The 23,569-nt window shown below is 65.5% G+C and carries 18 protein-coding genes and 1 riboswitch; of the genes, 12 read left to right on the top strand and 6 right to left on the bottom strand.

Features of this window, described 5'->3' with window-relative positions:
- Nucleotides 1-13 precede the first annotated feature (13 nt).
- The 4 genes from ACF07D_RS01780 to ACF07D_RS01765 all read right to left on the bottom strand — a co-directional run bounded on the left by ACF07D_RS01780 (nucleotide 14) and on the right by ACF07D_RS01765 (nucleotide 5,319).
- Entirely contained in the window at nucleotides 14-2,062 is a 2,049-nt protein-coding gene (locus ACF07D_RS01780; RefSeq protein WP_391503661.1) for an FAD-dependent oxidoreductase, read from the bottom strand.
- 85 nt (nucleotides 2,063-2,147) lie between these two features.
- Nucleotides 2,148-3,383: a DUF4192 family protein gene (locus ACF07D_RS01775; protein ID WP_391503660.1), complete on the bottom strand. Its 1,236-nt coding sequence runs from the start codon at nucleotides 3,381-3,383 to the stop codon at nucleotides 2,148-2,150.
- A 155-nt stretch (nucleotides 3,384-3,538) separates the two neighbouring features.
- Nucleotides 3,539-4,006 (bottom strand): Fe-S cluster assembly sulfur transfer protein SufU, encoded by a 468-nt coding sequence (sufU, locus tag ACF07D_RS01770; protein ID WP_391503659.1) that lies wholly within the window; start codon nucleotides 4,004-4,006, stop codon nucleotides 3,539-3,541.
- Complete coding sequence (locus tag ACF07D_RS01765; protein ID WP_391503658.1) at nucleotides 4,003-5,319, bottom strand: aminotransferase class V-fold PLP-dependent enzyme; 1,317 nt, start codon at nucleotides 5,317-5,319, stop codon at nucleotides 4,003-4,005. The genes sufU and ACF07D_RS01765 overlap by 4 nt, the downstream gene beginning before the upstream one ends.
- Nucleotides 5,320-5,583: 264 nt before the next feature.
- On the opposite strand from ACF07D_RS01765, the gene ACF07D_RS01760 reads away from it, so the two are divergent.
- A complete protein-coding gene (locus ACF07D_RS01760; protein WP_391503943.1) occupies nucleotides 5,584-6,258 on the top strand; it encodes a trimeric intracellular cation channel family protein in 675 nt (224 codons plus the stop codon).
- Between the two features lie 97 nt (nucleotides 6,259-6,355).
- On the opposite strand, the gene ACF07D_RS01755 is transcribed toward ACF07D_RS01760, so the two are convergent.
- Complete coding sequence (locus ACF07D_RS01755) at nucleotides 6,356-7,585, bottom strand: MFS transporter (protein ID WP_391503657.1); 1,230 nt, start codon at nucleotides 7,583-7,585, stop codon at nucleotides 6,356-6,358.
- Between the two features lie 92 nt (nucleotides 7,586-7,677).
- Between ACF07D_RS01755 and rsmI the strand changes: the two genes are divergently transcribed.
- The gene (gene rsmI / locus ACF07D_RS01750; protein WP_391503656.1) at nucleotides 7,678-8,499 is read left to right on the top strand and encodes a 16S rRNA (cytidine(1402)-2'-O)-methyltransferase; all 822 of its coding nucleotides are present in this window, start codon (nucleotides 7,678-7,680) and stop codon (nucleotides 8,497-8,499) included.
- A gap of 234 nt (nucleotides 8,500-8,733) precedes the next feature.
- Here rsmI and ACF07D_RS01745 read toward each other — a convergent pair whose 3' ends face one another.
- Nucleotides 8,734-9,243, bottom strand: a complete 510-nt coding sequence (locus ACF07D_RS01745) for a GbsR/MarR family transcriptional regulator (protein ID WP_391503655.1) — start codon at nucleotides 9,241-9,243, stop codon at nucleotides 8,734-8,736.
- A 132-nt stretch (nucleotides 9,244-9,375) separates the two neighbouring features.
- Here ACF07D_RS01745 and ACF07D_RS01740 point away from each other — a divergent pair, with 132 nt between their 5' ends.
- The 10 genes from ACF07D_RS01740 (at nucleotide 9,376) to gcvT (ending at nucleotide 23,518) form a co-directional block, all read left to right on the top strand.
- Entirely contained in the window at nucleotides 9,376-11,397 is a 2,022-nt protein-coding gene (locus ACF07D_RS01740; RefSeq protein ID WP_391503654.1) for a prolyl oligopeptidase family serine peptidase, read from the top strand.
- Complete coding sequence (locus tag ACF07D_RS01735) at nucleotides 11,397-12,989, top strand: ABC transporter substrate-binding protein (protein WP_391503653.1); 1,593 nt, start codon at nucleotides 11,397-11,399, stop codon at nucleotides 12,987-12,989. The genes ACF07D_RS01740 and ACF07D_RS01735 overlap by 1 nt, the downstream gene beginning before the upstream one ends.
- Before the next feature lie 64 nt (nucleotides 12,990-13,053).
- Entirely contained in the window at nucleotides 13,054-13,983 is a 930-nt protein-coding gene (locus ACF07D_RS01730) for an ABC transporter permease (RefSeq protein ID WP_391503652.1), read from the top strand.
- Nucleotides 13,976-14,878 carry an ABC transporter permease gene (locus tag ACF07D_RS01725; RefSeq protein WP_391503651.1) on the top strand — a complete coding sequence of 301 codons (903 nt, stop codon included), beginning with the start codon at nucleotides 13,976-13,978 and terminating at the stop codon, nucleotides 14,876-14,878. Before ACF07D_RS01730 ends, ACF07D_RS01725 begins: the two co-directional genes overlap by 8 nt.
- Nucleotides 14,875-15,861, top strand: a complete 987-nt coding sequence (locus ACF07D_RS01720; RefSeq protein ID WP_391503650.1) for an ABC transporter ATP-binding protein — start codon at nucleotides 14,875-14,877, stop codon at nucleotides 15,859-15,861. Before ACF07D_RS01725 ends, ACF07D_RS01720 begins: the two co-directional genes overlap by 4 nt.
- The gene (locus tag ACF07D_RS01715; RefSeq protein ID WP_391503649.1) at nucleotides 15,858-16,856 is read left to right on the top strand and encodes an ABC transporter ATP-binding protein; all 999 of its coding nucleotides are present in this window, start codon (nucleotides 15,858-15,860) and stop codon (nucleotides 16,854-16,856) included. Before ACF07D_RS01720 ends, ACF07D_RS01715 begins: the two co-directional genes overlap by 4 nt.
- A 255-nt stretch (nucleotides 16,857-17,111) precedes the next feature.
- Entirely contained in the window at nucleotides 17,112-18,056 is a 945-nt protein-coding gene (locus ACF07D_RS01710) for an FKBP-type peptidyl-prolyl cis-trans isomerase (protein WP_119281546.1), read from the top strand.
- A 70-nt stretch (nucleotides 18,057-18,126) separates the two neighbouring features.
- Nucleotides 18,127-19,206 (top strand): 1-deoxy-D-xylulose-5-phosphate reductoisomerase, encoded by a 1,080-nt coding sequence (gene dxr, locus ACF07D_RS01705; protein WP_391503648.1) that lies wholly within the window; start codon nucleotides 18,127-18,129, stop codon nucleotides 19,204-19,206.
- 51 nt (nucleotides 19,207-19,257) lie between these two features.
- A riboswitch (glycine riboswitch) is annotated at nucleotides 19,258-19,349 on the top strand.
- 147 nt (nucleotides 19,350-19,496) lie between these two features.
- Nucleotides 19,497-22,361, top strand: a complete 2,865-nt coding sequence (gene gcvP, locus ACF07D_RS01700) for an aminomethyl-transferring glycine dehydrogenase (protein WP_391503647.1) — start codon at nucleotides 19,497-19,499, stop codon at nucleotides 22,359-22,361.
- Nucleotides 22,362-22,363: 2 nt separating this feature from the next.
- The gene (gene gcvT / locus ACF07D_RS01695) at nucleotides 22,364-23,518 is read left to right on the top strand and encodes a glycine cleavage system aminomethyltransferase GcvT (RefSeq protein ID WP_391503646.1); all 1,155 of its coding nucleotides are present in this window, start codon (nucleotides 22,364-22,366) and stop codon (nucleotides 23,516-23,518) included.
- The last annotated feature ends 51 nt before the right edge of the window (nucleotides 23,519-23,569 follow it).

The following is a 23,569-nucleotide window of genomic DNA, read 5'->3' as shown; positions in this document are numbered from 1 at the left end:
GGTATTGCCCGGCCTACACCGCGGCTGCGAGCCTGGTGCCTTGGTCGATTGCCCGTTTCGCATCGAGTTCGCCTGCGACGTCGGCGCCCCCGATGACGTGTGTCGGTACGCCGAGAACGGTGAGTTCGTCGGCGAGAGCCCGCCGGGACTCCTGACCGGCGCAGATCACGATCGAATCGACTTCGAGCACGCGGGCCTCACCCTCGACTGAGATGTGGAGACCGGCGTCGTCGATCCTTTCGTACTCCACTCCGGCAATCATCTGAACGCCGCGGCGAGTGAGCTCGGTCCTGTGGATCCAGCCGGTTGTCTTGCCGAGGTCTTTGCCGAGCTTTGAGTGCTTTCGCTGCAGCATGACGAGTTCGCGTTCGGGAGTGAAGCCGGCGGACTCAGTGAGCCCGCCGGCTCGCTCGTAGGACGGATCAATTCCCCAGTGGTGGAAGAACTCGCCTGCGGTTGCGGGCTCGCCCCGCAGTCCCGGGGAGTCGGCAGGCTCGGTGAGGAATTGGGCAGTGTCGAATCCGATGCCACCGGCTCCGATCACGGCGACCCTGCGCCCGACTGCCGCGCCATCTCGGAGTACTTCAAGGTAGCCGACAACTGACGGATGCTCGATGCCAGGGATTGCGGGTACCCGAGGCGAGACGCCTGTCGCGACGATAACTTCGTCGAACCCCGCTGCTGCGATCGCAGCCGCTGTTGCCTGGCTGCCGAGCCGAACGTCGACGCCGGTTTCGCGGAGCCGTTCGGAGAAGTTCCGCAGGGTCTCCCGAAACTCGCTTTTGCCCGGAACCTTCAGGGCGACGTTGAGCTGGCCGCCGATCCTGTCGGCCGCGTCATAGAGCGTGACAGCGTGACCTCGCTCGGCAGCCGTGATGGCGTATGCGAGCCCAGCAGGCCCAGCGCCGACAACGGCGAGCCGTTTGGGGCGACCTGTCGGAGCGATGATGAGCTCGGTTTCGTGGCCTGCGCGTGGATTCACCAGGCACGACGTGAGTTTGCCCGAGAACGTGTGGTCGAGGCACGCCTGATTGCATGCGATACATGTGTTGATGCGCTCCGGGGTGCCAGCCTTGGACTTCGAGACGAACTCGGGGTCAGCGAGGAACGGCCTGGCGAGCGATACCAGGTCTGCGTCGCCCGACGCGAGGACGTGTTCCGCGCTTTCGGGCGTATTGATGCGGTTCGTTGCGATGAGTGGCACGGCGACCGCGCCACGGAGCTCGCGCGTCACCCATGAGTACGCCGCCCGCGGCACGGATGCGGCGATCGTGGGGATTCGCGCTTCGTGCCAGCCGATCCCGGTGTTAATGATTGTGGCCCCGGCTCGTTCGACGCGTTGCGCGAGCTCGATCACTTCGGCGAGGGTTGAGCCCCCTGGCACGAGGTCGAGCATGGAGAGCCGATAGATGATGATGAAGTCCGGCCCGACAGCTTGTCGCACGCGCCGCACGACTTCGGTGGGGAGCCTGAGCCTGCCCGCGAGGTCGCCACCCCAGCGGTCGTCGCGCATGTTCGTTGCTTTCGCGATGAACTCGTTGATGAGGTAGCCCTCAGACCCCATGATCTCGACGCCGTCGTAGCCGACTGACTGCGCAAGCTTTGCCGCGTGCGCAAAGTCAGCGATCGTGCGCTCGATGTCGTCGTCAGTGAGCTCACGAGGCGTGAGTGGGGAGATCGGTGCTCGAACCGCGCTCGGCGCGACGAGATCCTGCTGCGCACCATACCTGCCGGCATGCAGTAGTTGCAATGCGACCCTGCCACCGACCTCGTGCACTGCACCCGTGATGAGGCGGTGCGGCGCCGCGTCTGCCTCGCTCGCCATCGTCGCGCCCCCAGCAGTGAGCCTGCCCTCAGCGTTTGGAGAGACCCCTCCGGTCACGATGAGCGCTGCACCGCCTGCCGCGCGCTCCCGATAGAACGCCGCGAGGCGTGCGAACCCACCGGGCAGCTCCTCAAGACCGAGGTGCATGGAACCCATGATCGCCCGGTTGGGCAGCGTCACTGGTGTTCCTGGCAGGTCGAGCGGGCTGAACAGCGTCGGGTACGTCGTCGTTGACATGTCGTCCTTCCGGTTCGATGTCCACCGAATCTAGCCGGAGGCTCGTGCGAAGTCGAGCAGGGTGGCGCGACCCGACAACCGTGACTTAGTCGAGCCCCCGCGTCGTCAGCGTGAAGCTCCCACTGTGAATCACCTCGCCCGCAAGCTGCACAACGGCGTCGGCGGAGTCGAGTCTGAGCGCTTCGGCAATGTGCGCTGTAGCAACCGATTCGAGCCCGCGGAACCACCAGGCGAGCGCGCAAAGCGCGGTGAACGCGGCCCGCTCGCTGCGGGAGACGAGCGGCGCGATGAAGGCTAGCGTGTCTGAGGCTGCCACGAGCCTCGAGAGGGCGGCACGATCAGGGTCGCGAGCCGCGGCAGGATCGTGCGCGGTAGACGCGGCGGTGGCGAGGGAATCGAAACAGCACGTCCACCCGGCGTCGGTCGTCAGGTCGCTGACGAGCGACGCGCACTCTTCAAGCGTTCGCTTGCCAGGCGAAAACAAGACTTCGAGCCGATCGCGCAACCGTGCTGCCTGTCTGTCGCCGAGCGCGTGCCAGTCAGCTGCAGCCGTGAGCGTGTGGCCGAAGCTCGGGTGAGCACGTTTAGCCCGCTCGCGTTCGAGGGCCCCTGCGAAGGCGTCTCGCTCGGTGGGCCGCACGCGACGCTGCTGGCCGAGTTCCGCGAGCGTCGGCAGTGGCGAGTCGGGTGCGGCCGCGCTCCTGTCGATGAGGTTCAGCGGGTACCCCGTGAGCGGCGCCCCCAAGTCGAGGTAGCTCGCCCAACCGTCGGGTGCGAGGCAGCACAGCTCTCGCGGGGAGATTCCAGCTCGCTCGAGCTGCGCGTCGAGGCGTCCGGCGAAGCGCCGCCATGGGATCTCGCCGGCCTCCGAAAAACTCAGCGAGCTCGTAATAACGAACGCGGGCCGGCTCGTCCCGTGTTGATGCTCGGCGTGGGCGACCCATCCGATGAGCTCAGCGATGTACGCATCGACTGCTTCCGGGGACTCCCCGTCGGGCAGATCGACGCGCATTGCGCCATGAGCTCGCGACTCCGAGAACAGCACAACGAACAGGCTGTCGGGTGCAGTGAAGCCGACGAGGCGGGGAAGCGCTGCGAGAAAATCGGCGGTTGTCTCGCATCGAATGACTGTCGGGATCTGGGGATCGGACCTCGCCGCACCGCTTGGCGTCGAGCTTGGCGCCTCGGCTTCAGGGCGAACAGGATGTGACGCTGTCGATCCGGGCCCGGCGAGGCTCTCGTGCGTCGCTTCTGTGCCGCTCCGTGCGGCGAACGTGTGGTGAGGAAAGGCCTGTGGTGCGGAAGAATGTGGTGTGTGCATGTGTCGAGCATGCGGGGTGTGAGCGCGCGATCCGGAGCTATCCACAAGGGAAGCGGGAGCGCCGGCAGCGATCCTGATTGTGGACGGTGCTGCATCCGCCGCCCGCGGCAACTCGCACCCAGCGAGACATCGCTGGGTGCGAACCACCAGGTCAATTACTTCTTGGCGTCTACCTGCACAAGGTCAGCCTCGAGCGCGACCCACGCGAGCATCGCGCACTTCACACGCATCACAAACTTCGAGACCCCCTGCAGCGCGACAGCGTCACCGAGGAGATCCTCATCAGGTTCGCCCTCGGTCTTGCCGTGGATCATCTCGCGAAACGCGGCGATCCGCTCACGCGCCTGAGCGCCGTCGAGCGTCTCGTCACGCACGATCTGCGACAGGATCGATGCCGACGCCATCGAGATGGAGCAGCCCTGGCCTTCCCAAGCGAGCGAAGTGATCTCACCGCTGTCGGGATCCACCGCGATCGCCAGATCAATCTCGTCGCCGCAGCTCGGATTGAACTCGTGGTGCGTCGCCGTCAATGACCCCTCATCGGCGGCGAGCTCGCCTTTGCCGATGGGTCGCCGCGAATGATCCAGAATGACCTCTTGATACAGTCCGTCGAGAGCGCTCACGCGGACACCTCCAATCCAAAGTACTGCTGAGCGCCGCGAACGGCGTCAATAAACCGATCCACCTCGTCCTCGGTGGTCGTTGCGTGCACGCTTGCCCGCGTGGACGATGCCATGCCAAGCGCGCGATGCAGCGGCTGCGCGCAGTGGTGGCCGACGCGCACGAGCACACCCTGCTCGTCGAGGAACTGGCCGACATCGTGAGCATGCAAGCCCTCGACCGAGACAGCCGCGAGCGCGATGCGCCGCGACGTCTCAGCCGGGCCGAGCAACCGCACGCCCGGAAGCCCCTGAATGCCGGCAACGAGCCGCTCAACAAGCTCGTGCTCACGCGCAGCGACCCGATCCATGCCAATCTCAGTGAGAAACTCGACTGCCGCGCCGAGTCCCACAACCTGCGAGACTGGCTGCGTACCAGCTTCGAACCGCAGCGGGGGCGGCATGAAGTCGGCGCCCTCCATCGTGACGCGAGTGATCGCAGAACCACCGGTGCGCGAGGCTGGGAGCGCTGCGAGCAACTCTGGCTTTCCATACAGCACGCCGATACCGTTCGGGCCGAGCATCTTATGGCCAGAGAACGCTGCGAAATCGACGCCGAGCTCGGCGAAGTTCACCGGAATATGCGGCACCGACTGGCACGCATCAACAACCGTGACCGCACCCACGGCGTGCGCGAGCTCGACAAGCTCAGCGACTGGCGCGACGAAGCCAGTCACGTTTGAGACGTGCGCAAACGCGAAAAACTTCGTCTTCTCGGTGAGGGCCTCGCGGGCATCGTCGAGGGTCCAAGTGCCGTCTTCGCGCACAGGAATGTAGCGAAGCGTCGCGCCCGTCTTCTTCGCGAGACGCTGCCACGGGATCAGATTCGCGTGGTGTTCAGCCTCGGTGATGAGGATCTCGTCACCCGCCCCGAGCGCGTATCGCTCCGACCCGGCAACGCCGTTGCCCGAATTCGCCTCACCGATGCCGAGCGTCACCAGGTTCAACGCGTCGGTCGCGTTCTCGGCCCACACGATCTGCTCAGGAGTCGCCGCTCCGACAAAGCCCGCGACGAGCGCGCGGGCACCCTCGAATGCGCCAGTCGCCGCCCCGACGGCACCACTCGTGCCGCGGTGAACCGCGGCGTTCGAGTGCTCAAGGAAGCTTCGTTCAGCATCAAGCACAGCGAGCGGGCGTTGCGAGGTCGCTGCCGAATCGAGGTATGCGGGGGCGAGCTGTGCGGCGGCACCCGCCGCGGCCCGCTCGTCGATCGTCTTGAAGTATGGAAATGCGGCGCGCAGGCCTGCAACTTCACCGGGGGACAGAGACGCATGCATAGCTTCTATTCTTCCACTTTCGTGGTCGCCACGGCTGGCTAAGCCGGGCCTTAGCGTACGCTGCGAGCGAAGTGGCCGCAGCTCGCGGCGGCTGGCGGGCCGTGGGGCGTGCATGCCGGTCGTTGGGGCCAAATACACGGGGCGAAGTGTTCGTCGGCGAGGACCGGCGCCTCCGGCGCCTCCAGCGCCTCCGGCCCACCGCGCCCCGCACGGCGTGCGGATGGCGGCGGGCTCCGCGGCGCATCCCCTAGGATCAAAAGCGTGATGGGCGATGTCATCTATGAGGCGCTGCAGCTCGCCGGGATCCTTGCATTCGCGCTGTCTGGCGCTCTCGTCGGCGTGCGGCGAAACCTCGATATTCTCGGGGTCGTCGTTGTTGGCGCGGCGACAGGCACGGGCGGCGGGATCCTGCGCGACATGCTCCTTGGCGTGCACCCTCCCGTATCGTTCCTGCACTGGCCAAACCTCGCGGTTGCTGTCGCCGGGTCGCTTGTGGTGTTCTTCGTCCACCCTGGGCTGACCCGAATCCGCTACTTTGAGGTCGTTTTCGACGCATTCGGTCTCGGTCTGTTCTCTGCGAACGGTGCTGCCCTTGCCTACGCGAGCGGGCAGACGTTCGTCACCGCGGTGCTCGTTGGCACGATCACCGCGATTGGCGGAGGCGTCATTCGCGACGTGCTCGTGAATACGGTCCCGGGCGTGCTGACCCGCGAGCTGTACGCCGTGTCAGCGCTCGCGGGGGGCGTGATCGCGGTGACGATTGGAGCGTTCGGGGGAGGCGTGATCCTCGGTTCCCTTGCGGGCGGCACTGTTGCGATCGCACTGCGCCTCACCTCGGTTGCGCGCGGCTGGCACCTGCCGCGCCCCAAGTTCTCGCCCGAGCCGGCACGTGGCGCCACCGACTCGACCGAGCCGAGTCCGGGGGGCTCCGGCGCGTAGCACGGATCAGGATCGCGGGAGCTTCTCCGTGCGGGCCCAGTATGCCGACGTGTCGCACCGAGACGTACGGAGCATCTGCGGCAGCCGAGGCCAGGCGTTACAGGTCGCGGCCGCTGCCTGACGGCGTGAGTACCCAGTTCAGCGCGCCCGCGACGGTAATGAACACAGCGGCATAGAAGGGGAGCGCGAGCGCGGCAGGCACGCCGACATTCTCTGCGACGGCGCCACCCACTGCGGAGGAGAGCGACTGGCCGAGGATCACCCCTGACCCGAGCATCGTCATGACGGTGGCGCTTCTGCCCTCTGGGCTTCTCGCCGTTCCGAGGCTGTACAAGGTGACGAGGAGCGGGCCGATCCCGATGCCCGTGATTGCAAGACCAACAGCGATCTGCGTCGCAGACGAAGCTGTCGCGAGCAGCGCCTCACCGGCGAGCACGAACAGTGCGAACACGAGCCAGCGGTAGCGCAGCGTGAATTTCGGGGAGAAGAGTGAGACCGAGATCGCGAGGAGCGCAGAACCGATGCCCATGATTCCGTAGAACAGGCCGGCGGCCTCGGGCTGGCCCTGCGCCTGCATGAACGCGGTGAGAGCCGTGAGAGTGCTGCCGAACACCAGGCCGACGCCAGTAATGCCCGCGACGACGACGAGCAGTGACGGCCGAGCGAGCTCCGACGCGGGAGCGAGCGTCTCTGCGCGCTCGGCCGCCGACTTGGCCGGGGCGCTCGTGTGGTGCAGCGCGAACGCGATGATGAAGAGCAGCGTCAGCGCCGCAGCGGCGAGGATCGGGGTGGGCGGACCAAAGAACGTCGCTAGCAGGCCGACGATGACAGGCCCGAAGACGAACACGACCTCGTCTGCAGCCGACTCGTACGCGAGTACCTGCGACATGATCTTCGGTCGGCGTTCTGTCGGCAGGAAGTTCTGGATGATGAGCACGAGCCGAGAGCGAGACATCGGCGATGTTTGGGGGCTCGTCGCGCCGACCGCAAACGCGACGGCGAGCATCGCCCAGTCTGGGGAATCCGAGTACGCGATAAACGCGAGCCCGACGAGCGCGGCGCTGTGAGTCGCAGCGGCGAGGAGGAGCGCGATTCGCTGGCCGTACCTGTCCGCTGCCGCTCCGATGAAGGGACCGACGATCGCCGAGCCGATGCCAACGATGGCAGATGAGAGGCCGCCGAGCTGCAGTGACCCGCGCGCTGACACGACGAGCGTGAGCACGCCGACGACCATCATCGCGAAGGGAAGACGAGCGACGAGCGCGAGGGGGAAGTAGACGACGCCTGTGCGCTCGAGCAGCGTGGGTGATGATTTCGAATCGTGCATAGCCGACCAAGCTTACCCGAGGGCAAGCGCGGGCGCACCTGTCGAAAACTCGGTGGCCGCCGCGCCGCGCTGCGAGCCCGTAGCATTGGGGCATGATCCTTCTCGCGGCGACCCCGATCGGCAATCTTGGAGACGCGTCGGTGCGACTGCGTGAGACGCTCGCACAGGCGACGGTGATCGCGGCCGAAGACACCAGGCATACAGCACAGTTGCTGCGGTTGCTCGAGATTGATGCCCGGCCAGAGCTTGTCGCGCTGCACGACCACAACGAGCACGACAGGGCGGCGACTCTCGTGGAACGAGCGAAGCACGAGGACATCGTGCTCGTCAGTGATGCGGGCATGCCGACAGTGTCTGACCCTGGCTTCCGTGTTGTTCAGCTCGCGGCCGAGGCGGGCGTGCAGGTGAGCGCGATCCCTGGCCCATCTGCGGTGATCACGGCGCTCGCCGTCTCGGGCCTCCCAACAGACAGGTTCGCGTTTGAGGGATTCTTGCCGCGCAAGGCTGGCGAGCGCGGGCGGCTGCTTCGAGACCTCGTGGGTGAACGCCGCACGCTCGTGTTCTTCGAATCGCCCTCCCGCCTGGCGACGTCACTCGCCGACCTTGCAGACGCGTTCGGAGCGGATCGCCCTGCCGCGGTGTGCCGCGAACTCACCAAGATGTACGAGGAAGTGAAGCGTGGCGGGCTCGCTGAACTCACCCAGTGGGCGCAGGCGGGTGTGCGCGGGGAGATCGTTGTCGTTGTCGGCGGAGCGACCGCTGCAGCAACCTCGCCAGAGGATGCGCTCGCCGAGGTGCTTGAGCGCGTCGCAGCGGGGGACCGGCTGAAAGACGTGACGCGGGAAGTCGCCGAGGCCTCGGGGCTTTCGAGCAAGGAGCTCTACGCAGCTGCGCTCGCCGCCAAGCGCGCGTAAGGCTGGGGCCTTACTGAGTCGGCTGCTCTGCTGGGTCTGCCCTTGCGGGGCCGTCCCTCACCCCTTCCCTGGCGCGCGCACCGAACGTGATCTGCAAAAGCAATGCCGTTCTTGGGCTGTATGCCAATAGGGACCGTCGAACGCAGATCTAGTGAGATGGCTCAGCCGGTGAGCGACCCCAATCAATGAGTCTGCCCGCCCAGTGAACGGAGAGAGCTCGCGAGTCGGTTTGCCCTAGCGAGTCGTCTGCTTTTGCTCATCGAACCACACGAGGATTGCCCTCATGCGCCGCTCAACCTCGACGAAGTAGTCGTTCATTTGCCGCAGATGGGTAGCAGCGGGGGACTCCTCGTCGCCGAGCGCCTCGAGGGTCGTGAGTGCAAGTGTGGAGTACTCCTGGACGCCGGCGATGCCGTCCTCCTCCATGTTGCGCCAGGCATCGGGATGAATGACAAGACCTGTCTGGCGGCTGCCGCTCAACCCAACCCGCAGTGCAAAGCGTTTCTCAAGTAGAGCCCGCGTTGCGGTGCTCACAGCGCCTAGGCTCGCGTCGAGCTGGTCGCGGAGCTCTGCCTGAGTGAGAGGGCCGTCGGCGACGAGGAGGCAGCCGAGTACTCTGCCGTTCATACGCGGCATCCAGCGGATGCTTTCGACGAGGAACCCAAGGGCCTCGACGAACTCAGCGCGCGCTTCGTGGCTCCGATTCGCGGGATCTTCCGCTGCGGGCCGTTGTTCGTTCTGCACAGTTCTCCCTTGTGTGGTGACTATCGCTCGACTCTACCGGGGTGATCGCGCCGAAACAATGCAAAAAATAAAGTTTCAGTAATTTCTGAAAATAGTGTTAATGTCGAGCAACCCCAACTCGAAGGTGAGTCAATGACGGAACACACACCCCACTCGTTTGCAGCCGACGCTGCCGCATCCGCCGCACGGTTTGCCTGGCTGAACACGCCGGGCGCTGAGGTTGAAGCCTGGATCGATGCCGAGAACGCGCGCGCTGACGCGCACCTCGACGCAATCCCCGGAATCGATGCGATCCGCGCTGACCTGACTGAGATTCTCGGCACAGAGGACCAGTCCCTCCCGAAGACGGCAGGTGGCCGCACCTTCCAACTTCGACGCGCACAGGGTGAGGAACAGCACTCGCTGTGGGTGAGCGACGCCACGGGATCCCGTGTTCTCGTCTCGGCCGACGTGCTTGAGACGACAACGGACTCGATCGCAACTTTCTCCCCAAGCCCCGATGGTGCCCACGTGGTGTGGACCGTATCGACAGGTGGGGCCGATTGGCAGCTCGCCCGCATCCGTGACGTGGTTACGGGTGAAGACGCCCCTGACGTGCTCACCGGGATGAAGTGGCCTGACCTCGCATGGCTTGACGACCGAACGTTTGTGTACATGTCGTGGGATATGCCTCCTGCGGGCGAGGAGCTCACCGCGCTCAACTCGGGCGCCCGCATCCGAGTGCACCGGGTCGGCACGGAGCAGGCGTCCGACCCTGTCATATACGAGCCGCGCGAGACGACCTGGGTCATCCCCACAGCCTCGGCCGACGGTCACTGGCTCTTCCTGGAACAACTCAAGGGGATTGTGCCCGCGACCATCCTCCGCCGACCGCTGCCGCTGAGCGACGCAGATGTCTGGGAAACGGTGCTTGACGAGGAAGGGCCAGACTCACTCGTCGGTGCTCACGACGGCGCGACCCTCGTGCTGAGCTACCGCGGCCACTCCGCCGGGCGACTACTCTCGGTCGACACGGCCGGAACCGAATCAGTGCTCTACGAGTCGCCGGAAAATGAGCCGCTCTCGGAGGCTCACCAGCTCGGTGCGAACTGCGTACTTATCGCTCACACGCTCGAAGGGACAAGGTTCACGGTCGTTTCAGCGGTTGACGGCTCGGTCGCTCAGCGCGACACGCTCCCCGCCAGTAGCGTTCTGCAGCGGTCGGCCACCTTTGGCGCTGATGCGCTCGCCCTGGACATTGAGGTCATCGGGGGAGCACGAACGGTCGCCCGCGTAGAGCTGGCTGAGTTGGCGACGCTGGCCGCAGAAGACTCGTCGCCGCTCACCGTCGAGACGCACTGGGCGACGAGCGCCGACGGCACTCGGATCCCGATGCGCGTGGTGCGGGCCGCGGGCGTCGCGCCTGCTGGCAACGCGCGGGTCTTCCTCTCGGTGTATGGCGGATATTCGGTGCCGTTCGCGACCAACGGCTTCAGCGCCTGGCACCTCGCCTGGCTGCGCGGCGGCGGCGTCCTTGCCTATGCAGGCGTGCGCGGCGGCGGCGAGCTTGGCGAGAGCTGGCATCAGGCCGCGCGACGCGAGCGCAAACAGCTGGGGATCGAGGATCTCATTGCGTGCGCAGAGTGGTTCGAAGCCACGGGCTGGGCTGGGCCGCGTAGCGTCGCAATCAACGGTATGTCCAACGGCGGGCTCATGACTTCGGCCGCGCTCGTGCAGCGGCCAGAGCTATTCGGGGCCGTCATTACGGAGGTGCCCGTCGCAGACATGCTGAACTTCCATCGCTACACGGCTGCGCACGGCTGGATCGCTGAGTTTGGCGACCCTGACGCGCCCGCTGATCGCGAGTTTCTTGCGGCGTACTCGCCGCTGCACAACGTGTTCCCGGAGCGCAGCTACGCGCCGACGCTTGTGCTCACGGCTGACCAGGATGACCGGGTGCCTCCGGGCCCACACGCCTACCCGCTTGCTGCCGCGTTACGAGAGACAGTCGGGGGCGAGTCGACGACATTCCTCCGCGTCACGCGCAACGCGGGCCACGCGACGGGCCGCTCGCTCGCTGACACGGTCGCTGAGCGCTCCGCAGCCTTGGGGTTTGCTGCATGGGGCATCGCACATTCTTCACCCACTAACACCGAAGGAAATGGAGTCGCATAGTGAAGTATGCGACAAAGCGCAGGAGCAGAGTCGCTCTTGCCGCCGGGGGAGCCGCCCTCGCTCTCTCGCTGCTCGTCGGCTGCTCAGTCCCAGGAGCCGGTAGCGGCGACGGGTCGTCAAGTTTCAAGATCTCGATGTATGACCCGGTGAACCTGACACCCGCAAACACCTGGGACTACAACCTCTCAAAGATGCTGTTCACGACGCCGATGGATCTCGATGCTGAGACCGGCGAACCGGTTCCCGCGGCCGCCAAGTCCGTGGAGTCGGACGACCAACTCACCTGGACGATCACGCTCCAGGAGGGCTGGAAGTTCCATAACGGCGAGCCCGTCACCTCCGCGAGCTTCATCCGGGCGTGGAACGCCGCTGCGCTCGGCAAGAACGCTTGGTTGCAAAACGGAAGCTTCAACAAGATCGCGGGATACGCTGACCTCAACCCCGCGGAGGGTGAGGCGAAGACCACGGAGCTGTCTGGCCTCACTGAGGTGAGCGAAACCGAGTTCACGGTAACGCTCACTGAGCCCTTCGGCCTCTTCCCCTACCTGCTCACCTCGAATGCGTTCGCGCCGATGCCTAAAGCTGCGTTTGAGGACATCGATGGCTTCGGCAAGAAGCCGATCGGAAACGGTCCTTACTCAATCGACAACGCCTACGAGCCCAACCAGCCTGTCGACGTGACCCGGTTCGACGAGTACCAGGGCAAGGCCGGCAACGCGGAGAAGATCACGTTCGTCCCGTATCAGAGCCAGGACACCGCGTTCAATGACCTCTTGGCTGGGAACCTTGACATCGTCTACCCCGTTCCGCCGGACCGCCTCACAGAGGTCGACGGCCTTGTCGACGGACGCACTGCGGTCTCGAAGATCCCGAACCTGAACTACCTCGGGTTGCCACTCTGGGATGAGCGCTTCGCCGATGTAAAGGTTCGCCAGACGCTCTCGCTCGCGATTGACCGTGATGCCTTCACCGAGAAGATCCTGAACGGTGCGGGCGCGCCCGCGAGTTCGATCGCACCCGACACCGTCGTCGGAGCGCAAGAGGGCGTTTGCGGCGCCTGCACGTACGACCCCGAGCGGGCCAAGCAGCTCCTCGAAGAAGCCGGCGGCTGGTCTGGCGAGATGGTGCTCTACGGCGACCAGTACGCCGGCCGTGACCAGGAGCTGCAGGCGATGGCGAACCAGTTCAAGAAGGTTCTCGGAATCGACGACGTCACTTTTGAATTGAGCAGCTACGCCAAGCACGCCGAGATCGTTGACGCCAAGCAGGCGCAGGGACCCTTCCAGCTGTACATGGGCGCCTACTACCCGCACGTCTCCGACTTCCTTGGCCCGCTCGTCACAACGGGCGGCTACGGCAACAAGACGGGCTACTCAAACCCAAAGGTTGACGAACTCGTCGCGCAGGCGAACGCTCTCCCCGTCGAAGAAGGCTTGCCCCTCTTCGAGGAAGCCGAACGCCTCCTTTGGGAAGATCAGCCGATCATCCCGCTCTACTACGGCTACTACACGGCAGCCTGGTCCGAGAACGTGAAGTCCGTACCCGTCGGCTTCAGCGGCCTCGGCGACCTGCGCGACGTGCAGGTGAACTAGCTCACCACGCGGATACCGGGGTGGCGCGCCGCGTCGCGCCACCCCGCCCGCGCGAGAGGAACCGATGGCCGGTTACATCTTCAAACGCCTGCTTCAGGTGATTCCCGTATTCCTGGGGACAACCTTCCTGATCTTCGTCGTCGTGTATGCCCTTCCAGGCGACCCGATTGCCGCGCTCGGCGGTGGCAAACAGCACCTGTCGCCCTCCGTGTACAACGAGCTTCGCCAGCGCTACAACCTTGACGACCCCCTGCTCGTTCAGTACGGCAAGTACATGCTGAACCTGTTCCAAGGCAACTTCGGTACGGACTTCCAGGGGCACGAGGTCTCCGCGATCATCGCGCGAAACTGGCCGACGAGCATCATGCTCGGCGCGACAGCTTGGGCGATGCAGGTGATCGTCGGAATCCCGCTCGGGGTTTGGGCCGCGCTCAACCGCGGTCGGTTCCCTGACCACCTGGTTGGCATCGTGACCACGCTTGCGTTCGCGGTTCCCGTGTTTGTTGTCGCGTACGTCTCTCAGATCGCCTTCGGTGTACAGCTCAAGTGGTTCCCCGTCGCTGGCGTCTCCGCTGGGTGGCCGGTCGCATTCATCGTGCCTGCTGCAGCGCTCGCGATTATGGGGCTCGCAGCAACAGCGCGCCTCACACGGTCAAGCCTGATCGAGAATCTGCAGTCGGACTACGTTCGCACCGCGATTGCAAAAGGGATGCCACGCCGCAGGGTTGTCACGAACCACGCGCTGCGCAATTCCCTGATCCCGGTCGTGACGTTTCTCGGCATCGAATTCGGTGCTCTGATGGGCGGCGCAATCATTATCGAGGGCATCTTCAACCTGCCGGGGCTCGGCAACCAGATCTTCCTCGCCATCGGCCAGCAGAACGGTCCGACGGTCGTCGGCATCTCGACGCTGCTCGTCATCGTGTTCCTCGTCGTGAACCTGCTCGTCGACGTGCTCTACGCCTACCTAGATCCGAGGATTCGCCATGCCTAACCCAGCTACTGCGCCCCGCACGGAGGCGATCGTCACCGCGACCAGGCGCAAGCCCCCCGCGTTCCTCGCTCTGCTGCGGCGCCCGGGGTTCGTGATTCCCGCGGCAATAGTGATCCTATTTCTCTTTATTTCGATCGTGCCGCAGCCGTTCGCGGCGCTGTTCGGCAACGGCGACCCGCGAGACTGTGACCTCGCGTTCTCGGGAATGCCACCTACGTCGGGGCACCCGTTCGGGTTCGATGTGCAGGGGTGCGACCTGTACGCGAACGTGATCTATGGGGCACGGCCGTCGATTACGATCGCGATTGCTGTCACACTCACGACGATGGCTATCTCAGTTGTGTTGGGCCTGCTCTCCGGCTTCTACGGCGGCTGGTTCGATGCCGTGCTCGGGCGCATCACTGACGTGTTCTACGGCTTCCCGTTCATGGTTGCCGCGATCGTGATCCTCACGGCAATCGGGGTTCGCAACATCCTCACGGTATGCATTACGCTCGCGATCTTCTCCTGGCCCACGCAGACGCGCGTCATGCGCTCGACGGTGATGAGTGTGAAGAACATGGAGTATGTGCGAGCGGCGCGGGCGCTCGGCGCCTCGAATGGGCGGATCATGCGCAGGCATATCCTCCCGAACGCGATCCAGCCCGTCATTGTGCTGTCGAGCTTGAGCGTCGGCGGGATCATCGCCGGTGAAGCCGGCCTCACGTACCTCGGCGTTGGCCTCCAAGCCCCCGCGATCTCTTGGGGCCTGCAATTGAACACGGCGCAGAGCTACTTCAACTCGCACCCGCACCTCCTGTTATTCCCGTCACTGTTTCTCTGCGTCACGGTGCTCGCCTTTGTTGTTCTCGGCGATACGGTGCGCGACTTGCTCGACCCAAAGGTGCGCTCATGACAACGCAACTTCTCTCGGTAGATGGGCTGAACGTCAGCTTCGGCCGCGACCAGCAGACCCCCATCCCAGCGGTGCGCGATGTCACGTTTAGCGTCGCGAAGGGTGAGTGCGTCGTCGTGCTCGGCGAATCCGGATCTGGCAAGTCCGTGACGGCGCAGTCGATTCTCGGCCTCCACGATCCCCGCACGACCGCGGTGACCGCTAACCGGCTCCACCTGGGAGACGAAGACCTGCTGTCGGGCGACCTCAACCGCGTTCGTGGTAGTCGCATTTCAATGGTGTTTCAAGACGCGCTGTCGGCGCTCAACCCAGTGCACCGCGTGGGTGCCCAGATCGCGGAGGCCCTCCGCGTACACCGCGGGATGGGCCGCAAAGAAGCGGGCAACACCGCCGTTGAGCTCATGCGTGCCATGCAGATTCCCGACCCAGAGCAGAGGGCGAAGAACTACCCGCACCAGCTCTCCGGAGGCATGCGGCAGCGCATCATGATCGCGATGGCCCTCGCGCTCGAGCCTGAACTCCTCATCGCGGACGAGCCAACGACCGCGCTCGACGTGACCGTGCAACTGCAGATTCTGCAGCTGCTCCGACGCATGTGTGCCGAGCGCGACATGGCTCTACTCATGATCACGCACGACGTGGGAGTCGCCGCGGAGATGGCCGACAGGATCGTCGTGATGTACGCGGGGAAGATCGTCGAGGTCGGGTCGGTGCACGAGGTGCTTGGCAACCCCAAGCATCCCTACACCCGTGGTCTCCTTGGCTCGGTCCCGCGCATCGATCTCACCGCGCTTCCAACGCCGATTCCGGGCGGCCTACCCGACCCCGGACGGCTGCCTAGCGGGTGCGTGTTCGCGCCGCGCTGTCCGATCGCGACATCGCTGTGTGAGGCGGAGCAGCCGCCCATGCAGCACGGCGCTACTGGGCGCGAGCTTGCGTGCCACCTCGAACACGTTGACGAAACTGACGGAGCTAGCTCATGACGAACGCACTGTTTACGGGTTCGGGCCTTGCGAAGCATTTTGCGGTGAAGCGGTCGGGTGGCCGTGGAAAGGCGACGGTGTACGCGGTTAATGGCGTTGATCTGGCGATCGCGCCGGGCGAATGCCTCGCGTTGGTGGGTGAGTCCGGCTGCGGTAAGAGTACGCTCGCCTCACTCGTGAGTCTGCTTGAAGAACCGAGCGCGGGCGACGTGCGTTTCGAAGGCGCCCCCATCGGTACTGATCGCCGTTCCAGGCTGAGGTTTCGGCGTGACGTGCAAATCGTGCTGCAAGACCCGTTTGCTTCGCTGAACCCTCGGATGACGATCGAGGACATTCTCTGCGAGCCCTTTGAAATCCACGGGGATCTCGCGCCGCGTGCAGAGTGGCGAGGGAGAGTGACCTCGCTGCTCGAACTTGTCGGCCTCGGTGCCGAGCACCTCGAGAGGTACCCGCACGAGTTCTCTGGCGGGCAACGACAGCGCATTAGTATCGCGCGGGCTCTCGCTGTCGAGCCTCGGATGCTTGTGCTCGACGAGCCGCTCTCGGCGCTCGACGTATCGGTGCAGGCGCAGATCGTGACGCTGCTCAAGGATCTGCAAGCCAGGCTCGGGCTCAGCTACCTGTTCATCAGCCACGATCTCGCTGTCGTGCGCAGTATGGCCGACCGGGTAGCAGTGATGTATCTCGGAAGGATCGTAGAGGAGGGGCCAACGGAGCGCGTGTACGCAGCCCCGAGCCACCCGTACACGCGCGCCCTCCTGTCGTCGTCCCCGATCCCTGACCCTGCCGCGCGGGAAACGCGGCAGCGCATCCAGTTGACTGGGGAGGTGCCGAGCCCCATTGACCCGCCGTCGGGCTGTCCGTTCCGCACACGCTGCTGGCGGGCCGTTGAAGCCTGTTCGACTGGGCGGCCCGAGCTCGAGTCGCGGCCAGCGCCGCATGGTGACCACCGTGTCGCCTGCTTCCGCCCGGGGACGGAGGAGTCGGGGGCGTAGCGGACTCTCCGGCTCGCGCAGGGGATGTGATCTGCAAAGGCAATGCCGCTTCGGGGCTGTTTGGCAATAGGCAACGTCGAACGCAGATCTATTGAGCTGCCCAGCCAAGGGCGGGCCGAAGCTGCCCCGCGGAAGCGCCCCGAGACCCGGCCGCGGGGCCCGGATGCGGCCCGCTCCCAGCCTCAGGCTCACACGATGCCCCAGACTTGAAGTACATTTGACCCGTCTGATCCCATCGACGAGAACAGGATCCCCGTGAAACTCTCCCGCCTTTTTATTCCGACAGCCATCGTTGGTGCGCTGCTGCTTTCGGGCTGTACGACAGGTAGCGACACTGTCATCGCCAAGGACGCGAGCGGCGAGTCCTGCGCGCCAGCCGGTGCAGCGAGCAAGTCTGTCAAGGTGACTGGCGACGTCGGTGGTGAAATCAAACTCACCTCGAAGACCCCGATCGAGGCCGGCGACAAGATCGAGCGCACCGTGCTCAAGAACGGTGAGTCGAAGCCGTTTGCGGAGGGCCAGGTTGCGACGGGCAACTACACGATCTTCAACGGCAAGACCGGTGAAGTCATCAACGTCGCTCCCGACATGAAGTTCCCGAACGATGCCGACCAGTTCGCTGACGCGCAGTGGGCATACGAAGCCGTGCGTTGCGGTTCCGTCGGACAGCGCACAGTCATCGTGTCCTCGGTTGCTGACGCGCTCGGCGATGTGGATCCCGCAGAGCGGGGCTTCACCGGTCTGGAGAAGACCGACGCTTTCGTGTTCGTGTTCGACTTCACCGAGGCCGCAGAGGTCTGTGACGACCCGAAGCCGCGCGATGAGAAGTATCCCGAGGTCGACCTGGGCGACGGCAAGTCAGAGCCGACAATCACGATCCCGACGTGTATGGAAGCGCCCGCTGAACTTGAGCTGAAGGTGCTTGAGGAGGGCGACGGACCTGTCGTCGCTGACAACGAGAAGATCATGACGAACTACGTCGGCGTTGACTGGAACGGCGCTGAGCGTTTCGACGGGAACTGGAGTGAGACGGGCATTGAGTTCTCGACTGCGGAGGGCGCGCTCGTTGAGGGCTTCCGCCAGGCGATGATCGGCCAGAAGGTCGGATCCACTATCCTCGTCACGATGCCCTCCGAGATGGGGTACAACGACGGCATGACCCGCACCTTCGTGCTGCAGCTCGTTTCGAAGGTCGAGTAACACCTCGGATCGGCCCCGCTCGCGGGACGTCGGTCACACCGCACAGCGCGCCTCAGGCAGAATAGTCTGCATGAGGCGCGTTGTGATTTTGGGGTCCACTGGTTCGATTGGCGAGCAAGCACTCGACGTGATCAGGCGCCACCCAGACAGGTTTGAGGTTGTCGCTCTTGGTACTGGGCGCAACGCCGAGCGGCTCGCCGCGCAGGCGGCAGAGTTCGGTGTCGAGCACACGGGGCTTGGCGTCGACGCTGCAGTACAGCTTGCGCGTGACGTCGACGCCGATGTCGTGCTGAACGGCATCACCGGCTCGGTGGGTCTCGCCCCGACACTTGCGGCGATTGAGGCTGGGCGCACGCTCGCCCTCGCTAACAAGGAGTCCCTCATTGTCGGCGGCGATCTCGTGAAGCGGCTCGCCAAGCCTGGCCAGATCGTGCCCGTGGACTCCGAGCATTCTGCGATTGCGCAGGCCCTCCGCTCAGGCACCCATGACGAGGTGCGTAGGCTCGTGCTCACCGCCTCAGGCGGGCCGTTCCGCGGGCGCACCCGTGACGAGCTGCACGACGTCACGCCGCAGCAGGCGCTCGCACACCCGACGTGGGATATGGGCAGGGTCATTACGACGAACTCGGCGACGCTCGTGAACAAGGGTCTCGAGGTCATCGAGGCCCACCTGCTGTTCGACGTACCCTACGAGCACATCGACATCGTCGTGCACCCGCAGTCGATCGTGCACTCGATGGTTGAGTTCATTGACGGGTCGACGATTGCGCAGGCGTCGCCGCCCGACATGCGCCTGCCGATCGCTCTCGGTCTCGCGTGGCCAGAGCGGCTGTCAAACATCGGGGTTCCCCTCGACTGGACGACGGCGGCGACCTGGGAGTTCGAGCCCGTCGACAACGAGGCGTTCCCGGCGCTGAACCTCGCGAAGCAGGTCGGCGCGGCGAAGGGCACCTTCCCCGCCGTGTTCAACGCGGCCAACGAGGAGGCGGTCGACGCGTTCCACGACGGCAAGATCACGTTCACTGGAATCGTTGACGCCGTGCGCGAGGTCGTCGATCGGCACGATGCGCCGGGCGAATTGACGCTCGAGACTCTTGCTGAGGCCGAGCGCTGGGCGCGGGCGGAGGCCCACCGGGTGTTCGCGGCGTAGCCTGAGCTCTGGCAGCAGGGTAGACTCTGCCGTAACAACTGAATACGCCGTTGAAGCATTGCGGGAGAGACCGGGTGAGCCCCGGCGCCGTAGGAGCAAACCCTCCCTGGGAAACTCTCAGGCCCCTGTACCGCAACGCCTAGGCAACTCTGAAAAGCAGCGGGTTTCCCGCTCACCGAAGGTGCAAGGGTGCAGTGGTGGTTTCACTCGCTCGAATCTCTCAGGTCACAGTACAGAGCGGGGAGGATCTTTACGTTGGTCGCGCGCGACCCCGATATTGGAGATCCTCTGTGACATCACCAGCACTGTCCGTACCCTTTGCGAACCGCCACATCGGCGTCGCGTCAGACGCCGATCAGCGGGTCATGCTCGACGCGCTCGGGTTTACGAGCCGCGCGGCCCTCGTCGACGCGGCCGTTCCCGCCGCGATCCGCAGCGCGCGCCCGCTCGAACTGCCCGACGCGCTGAGCGAGGAAGAGATCCTCGCCGAGCTTCGCGGCCTCGCATCGCAGAACGTCGTGAAGACGCAGCTCATCGGGCAGGGGTTCTACGGGACTCACACGCCGCCGGTGATTCGCCGCAACGTGCTCGAGAGCCCCTCGTGGTACACGGCATACACGCCCTACCAGCCCGAAATTTCGCAGGGCCGGCTTGAGGCGCTCCTGAACTTTCAGACAATGGTGTCTGACCTGACAGGCCTGCCGGTCGCGAACGCGTCGATGCTCGACGAGGCGTCGTCGGCGGCCGAGGCTGTGCTGCTTATGCGCCGCGCGAACAAGGCGAAGGCAGACGCGAAGACCGTCGTTGACCAGAACCTTTTCCCCCAGACGATCGCCGTCATCCAGGGCCGCGCGGAGGCGCTCGGCTTCGAGGTCGAGGTCGCGGATCTCTCGCAGGGTCTGCCCGACGGCGAGATCTCGGGCATCGTGCTGCAGCAGCCGGGTAACGACGGCGCGGTTGTGGACCACGCGGCGGTGATCAAAGAGGCAAAGGATCGCGGCGCGATGGTCACCGTCGCAGCCGACCTCCTCGCGCTCACGCTCATCACCTCACCCGGCGAGCAGGGCGCCGACATCGCGGTCGGCAACACGCAGCGCTTCGGCGTGCCGCTGTTCTTCGGTGGCCCGCACGCCGCGTTCCTCGCGGTGCGCGAGGGCCTCGAGCGCTCGCTCCCGGGTCGCCTCGTCGGCGTCTCGAAGGATCAGGAGGGTCGCACAGCCTACCGCCTGGCGCTGCAGACCCGTGAGCAGCACATCCGTCGTGAGAAGGCCACGAGCAACATCTGCACCGCGCAGGCGCTCCTCGCGATCACCGCGTCGATGTACGCCGTGTACCACGGCCCCGATGGGCTCAAGCGGATCGCCGAGCGCACGCACGCGCACGCCCGCACGCTCGCCGCGGCCCTCACCGGCGTCGGCGTCGAGCTCACGCGCGACTCCTTCTTCGACACGCTGTGGGCGCGGGTTCCCGGCGTCGCGTCGAAGATCGTCGCCGTCGCTGCAGACGCGGGGCTGAACCTCCGTCTCGTCGACGAGGACACCGTCGGCGTCTCGCTCGACGAGACCACGACGGCCCACACCGTCGCGGCGGTCGCCGAGGTCTTCGGCGCGACGGCCCCTGAGGCTGTCGCCGCTGGGGAGTACGCCTTCGCTGCGGAGCTCACCCGCACGAGCGAGTACCTGACACACCCGATCTTCCACGAGGTTCGGTCGGAAACGCAGATGCTGCGCTACCTCCGCCGCCTCGCTGACCGCGATCTCGCGCTCGACCGCACAATGATTCCGCTCGGCTCGTGCACGATGAAGCTCAACTCGACCGCCGAGATGGAATCGATTTCGTGGCCCGAGTTCGCCGGGATCCACCCGTATGTTCCAGCCGATCAGAGCGTCGGCTGGCGCGAGCTCATCGGCCGCCTCGAAAGCTGGCTTCTTGAGATCACCGGCTACGCGGGAATCTCGCTGCAGCCGAACGCCGGCTCGCAGGGCGAGTACGCTGGTCTCCTCGCGATTCGTAGCTACCACCTCGCGAACGGCGACGACGGCCGCGACATCTGCCTCATCCCCGAGTCCGCCCATGGCACCAACGCCGCGTCGGCTGTGCTCGCAGGCATGCGTGTCGTGATCGTGAAGAACACGCCGACCGGCGCGATCGACCTCGACGACCTCGACGCGAAAATCGAGCAGCACGCCGCGGCGCTCTCGGCAATCATGATCACCTACCCCTCGACGTACGGCGTGTACGATGCCGACGTGCGCGACGTCTGCGATCGCGTGCACGCGGCGGGCGGCCAGGTGTACATCGACGGCGCGAACATGAACGCGCTCGTCGGGCTCGGCAAGCCGGGCGAGTTCGGCGGCGACGTCTCGCACCTGAACCTGCACAAGACGTTCGCGATCCCGCACGGTGGCGGTGGGCCGGGAGTCGGCCCGGTCGCCGTCGCTGAGCACCTGAAGCCGTTCCTGCCGGGCAACCCGGCGAGGGGCGCTGGCTCAGCAGGGATCCAGACGACCGACGGCATCCCCGTAGCGGCGACGCTCTTCGGCTCCGCCGGCGTCCTGCCAATCTCGTTCGCGTACGTCGCGATGATGGGCAGTGAGGGGCTCACGCGCGCGACCGAGACTGCGCTGCTCTCGGCAAACTACATCGCCGCGCGCCTCCGCGAGCACTTCCCTGTGCTCTTCACCGGCGAGACCGGCCTTGTCGCGCACGAGTGCATTCTTGACCTGCGCGAGCTCACCGCGAAGTCTGGCGTCACCGCCGAGGACGTGGCGAAGCGTCTCATCGACTTCGGCTTCCACGCGCCGACGCTCGCGTTCCCGGTTCCGGGGACCCTCATGGTCGAGCCGACAGAGTCGGAGGATCTCGGAGAGATCGAGCGGTTCATTGAGGCGATGATCCAGATCCGCGCCGAGATCGACGAGGTCGTCGCTGGCACCTACGCGATCGAGGCATCGCCGCTGCGCGGAGCGCCGCACCCCGCCGCGGTCGTCGTCTCTGACAGCTGGGACCGGGCGTACAGCCGTGAGCAGGCAGCGTTCCCGAGCGAACGTCTGCGCGTCGACAAGTACTTCCCGCCGGTCTCGCGCATTGACGGCGCGTTCGGTGACCGCAACCTAGTCTGCTCCTGCCCGCCCATCGACGCCTACGAGGACTAATCATGACTGAGCACACGACTGAGCAGCCGAAGCGCACGTCGCTGCACGCCGAGCACGAGAAACTCGGCGCATCGTTCACCGACTTCGGCGGCTGGGACATGCCGCTGAAGTACGGCAGCGAGCTCGCGGAGCACCGCGCCGTTCGCGAGACCGCAGGCCTGTTCGACCTATCGCACATGGGGGAGGTGTGGGTGTCGGGTGATGACGCCGCCGCCTTCCTGAACACCGCACTCGTGGGAAACTTCGCGGTGACCCCCGTTGGCAAGGCGAAGTACTCGCTCATCGTGAACGCCGATGGTGGCATCGTCGACGACCTCATCGTCTACCGCATCGCTGAGACGCGCTACCTCGTCGTGCCGAACGCTGGCAACGCCCCCACTGTCGCGCGCCTCTTGACCGAGCGCGCCGAGGGCTTCGCGGTGGAGGTCACTGACGCGTCAGCCGACACCGCGCTCATCGCCGTGCAGGGGCCGCACTCCGAGGAGATCGTGCGCGCCGTTGTCGCGAACGACGAGCAGCGGGCTGCTGCCACCGAGCTCGCGTACTACGCCTGGACCGCCGTCACGATCGCTGGCATGGACGTGCTGCTCGCGCGCACAGGCTACACGGGCGAGGATGGGTTCGAACTCTACATCCCGGCCGAGCGTGCCCCCGAGCTGTGGCAGCTGCTGCTCACCGCAGGCGAGGGCCACGGGCTGACGCCGTGCGGCCTCGCCTCGCGCGACTCGCTCCGCCTCGAGGCGGGCATGCCGCTCTACGGCAACGAGCTCAACGTCGACACGACGCCGTTCGAGGCGAACCTCGGTGGCGTCGTCTCGTTCAAGAAGACCGAGAGCTTCGTGGGTCGCGCCGCGCTTGAAGCAGCGAAGGAAGCTGGGTCGCGCCGCGTGCTCGTCGGGCTCAAGGGACTCGGACGTCGCGCAGGTCGCGGCGGCTACGCGGTGTACTCCCCGCCATCCGAGGTTACTGACGAGGCGCCCCGCGAGATCGGCGTGATCACAAGCGGCCAGCCCAGTCCGACCCTTGGTTACCCGATCGCGCTCGCAAAGCTCGATGCGGGCTTCGCCGAGCCAGGCACGACAGTCGAGGTCGACCTGCGCGGCAAGCGCGAGCCGTTCGAAGTCATCGCCCTCCCGTTCTACAAGCGCGGCGCGTAGCCCCGGGGCTACACCGCCCACTGCACACCCCCACAGCACCCCACAGAAAGA

The sequence above is a fragment of the Leucobacter sp. NPDC015123 genome (assembly GCF_043080205.1).
GTDB classification, from domain to species: Bacteria; Actinomycetota; Actinomycetes; order Actinomycetales; family Microbacteriaceae; genus Leucobacter; species Leucobacter aridicollis_A.
This window is presented reverse-complemented; position numbering and strand designations above follow the sequence as displayed.

Bases quoted from the DNA above. Each gene is read 5' to 3' on its own strand.
- ACF07D_RS01780 (WP_391503661.1), bottom strand. From the start codon at position 2,062: ATGTCAACGACGACGTACCCGACGCTGTTCAGCCCGCTCGACCTGCCA.
- ACF07D_RS01775 (WP_391503660.1), bottom strand. From the start codon at position 3,383: ATGCACACACCACATTCTTCCGCACCACAGGCCTTTCCTCACCACACG.
- ACF07D_RS01765 (WP_391503658.1), bottom strand. From the start codon at position 5,319: ATGCATGCGTCTCTGTCCCCCGGTGAAGTTGCAGGCCTGCGCGCCGCA.
- ACF07D_RS01760 (WP_391503943.1), top strand. From the start codon at position 5,584: ATGGGCGATGTCATCTATGAGGCGCTGCAGCTCGCCGGGATCCTTGCA.
- ACF07D_RS01755 (WP_391503657.1), bottom strand. From the start codon at position 7,585: ATGCACGATTCGAAATCATCACCCACGCTGCTCGAGCGCACAGGCGTC.
- rsmI (WP_391503656.1), top strand. From the start codon at position 7,678: ATGATCCTTCTCGCGGCGACCCCGATCGGCAATCTTGGAGACGCGTCG.
- ACF07D_RS01740 (WP_391503654.1), top strand. From the start codon at position 9,376: ATGACGGAACACACACCCCACTCGTTTGCAGCCGACGCTGCCGCATCC.
- ACF07D_RS01730 (WP_391503652.1), top strand. From the start codon at position 13,054: ATGGCCGGTTACATCTTCAAACGCCTGCTTCAGGTGATTCCCGTATTC.
- ACF07D_RS01725 (WP_391503651.1), top strand. From the start codon at position 13,976: ATGCCTAACCCAGCTACTGCGCCCCGCACGGAGGCGATCGTCACCGCG.
- ACF07D_RS01720 (WP_391503650.1), top strand. From the start codon at position 14,875: ATGACAACGCAACTTCTCTCGGTAGATGGGCTGAACGTCAGCTTCGGC.
- ACF07D_RS01715 (WP_391503649.1), top strand. From the start codon at position 15,858: ATGACGAACGCACTGTTTACGGGTTCGGGCCTTGCGAAGCATTTTGCG.
- dxr (WP_391503648.1), top strand. From the start codon at position 18,127: ATGAGGCGCGTTGTGATTTTGGGGTCCACTGGTTCGATTGGCGAGCAA.
- gcvT (WP_391503646.1), top strand. From the start codon at position 22,364: ATGACTGAGCACACGACTGAGCAGCCGAAGCGCACGTCGCTGCACGCC.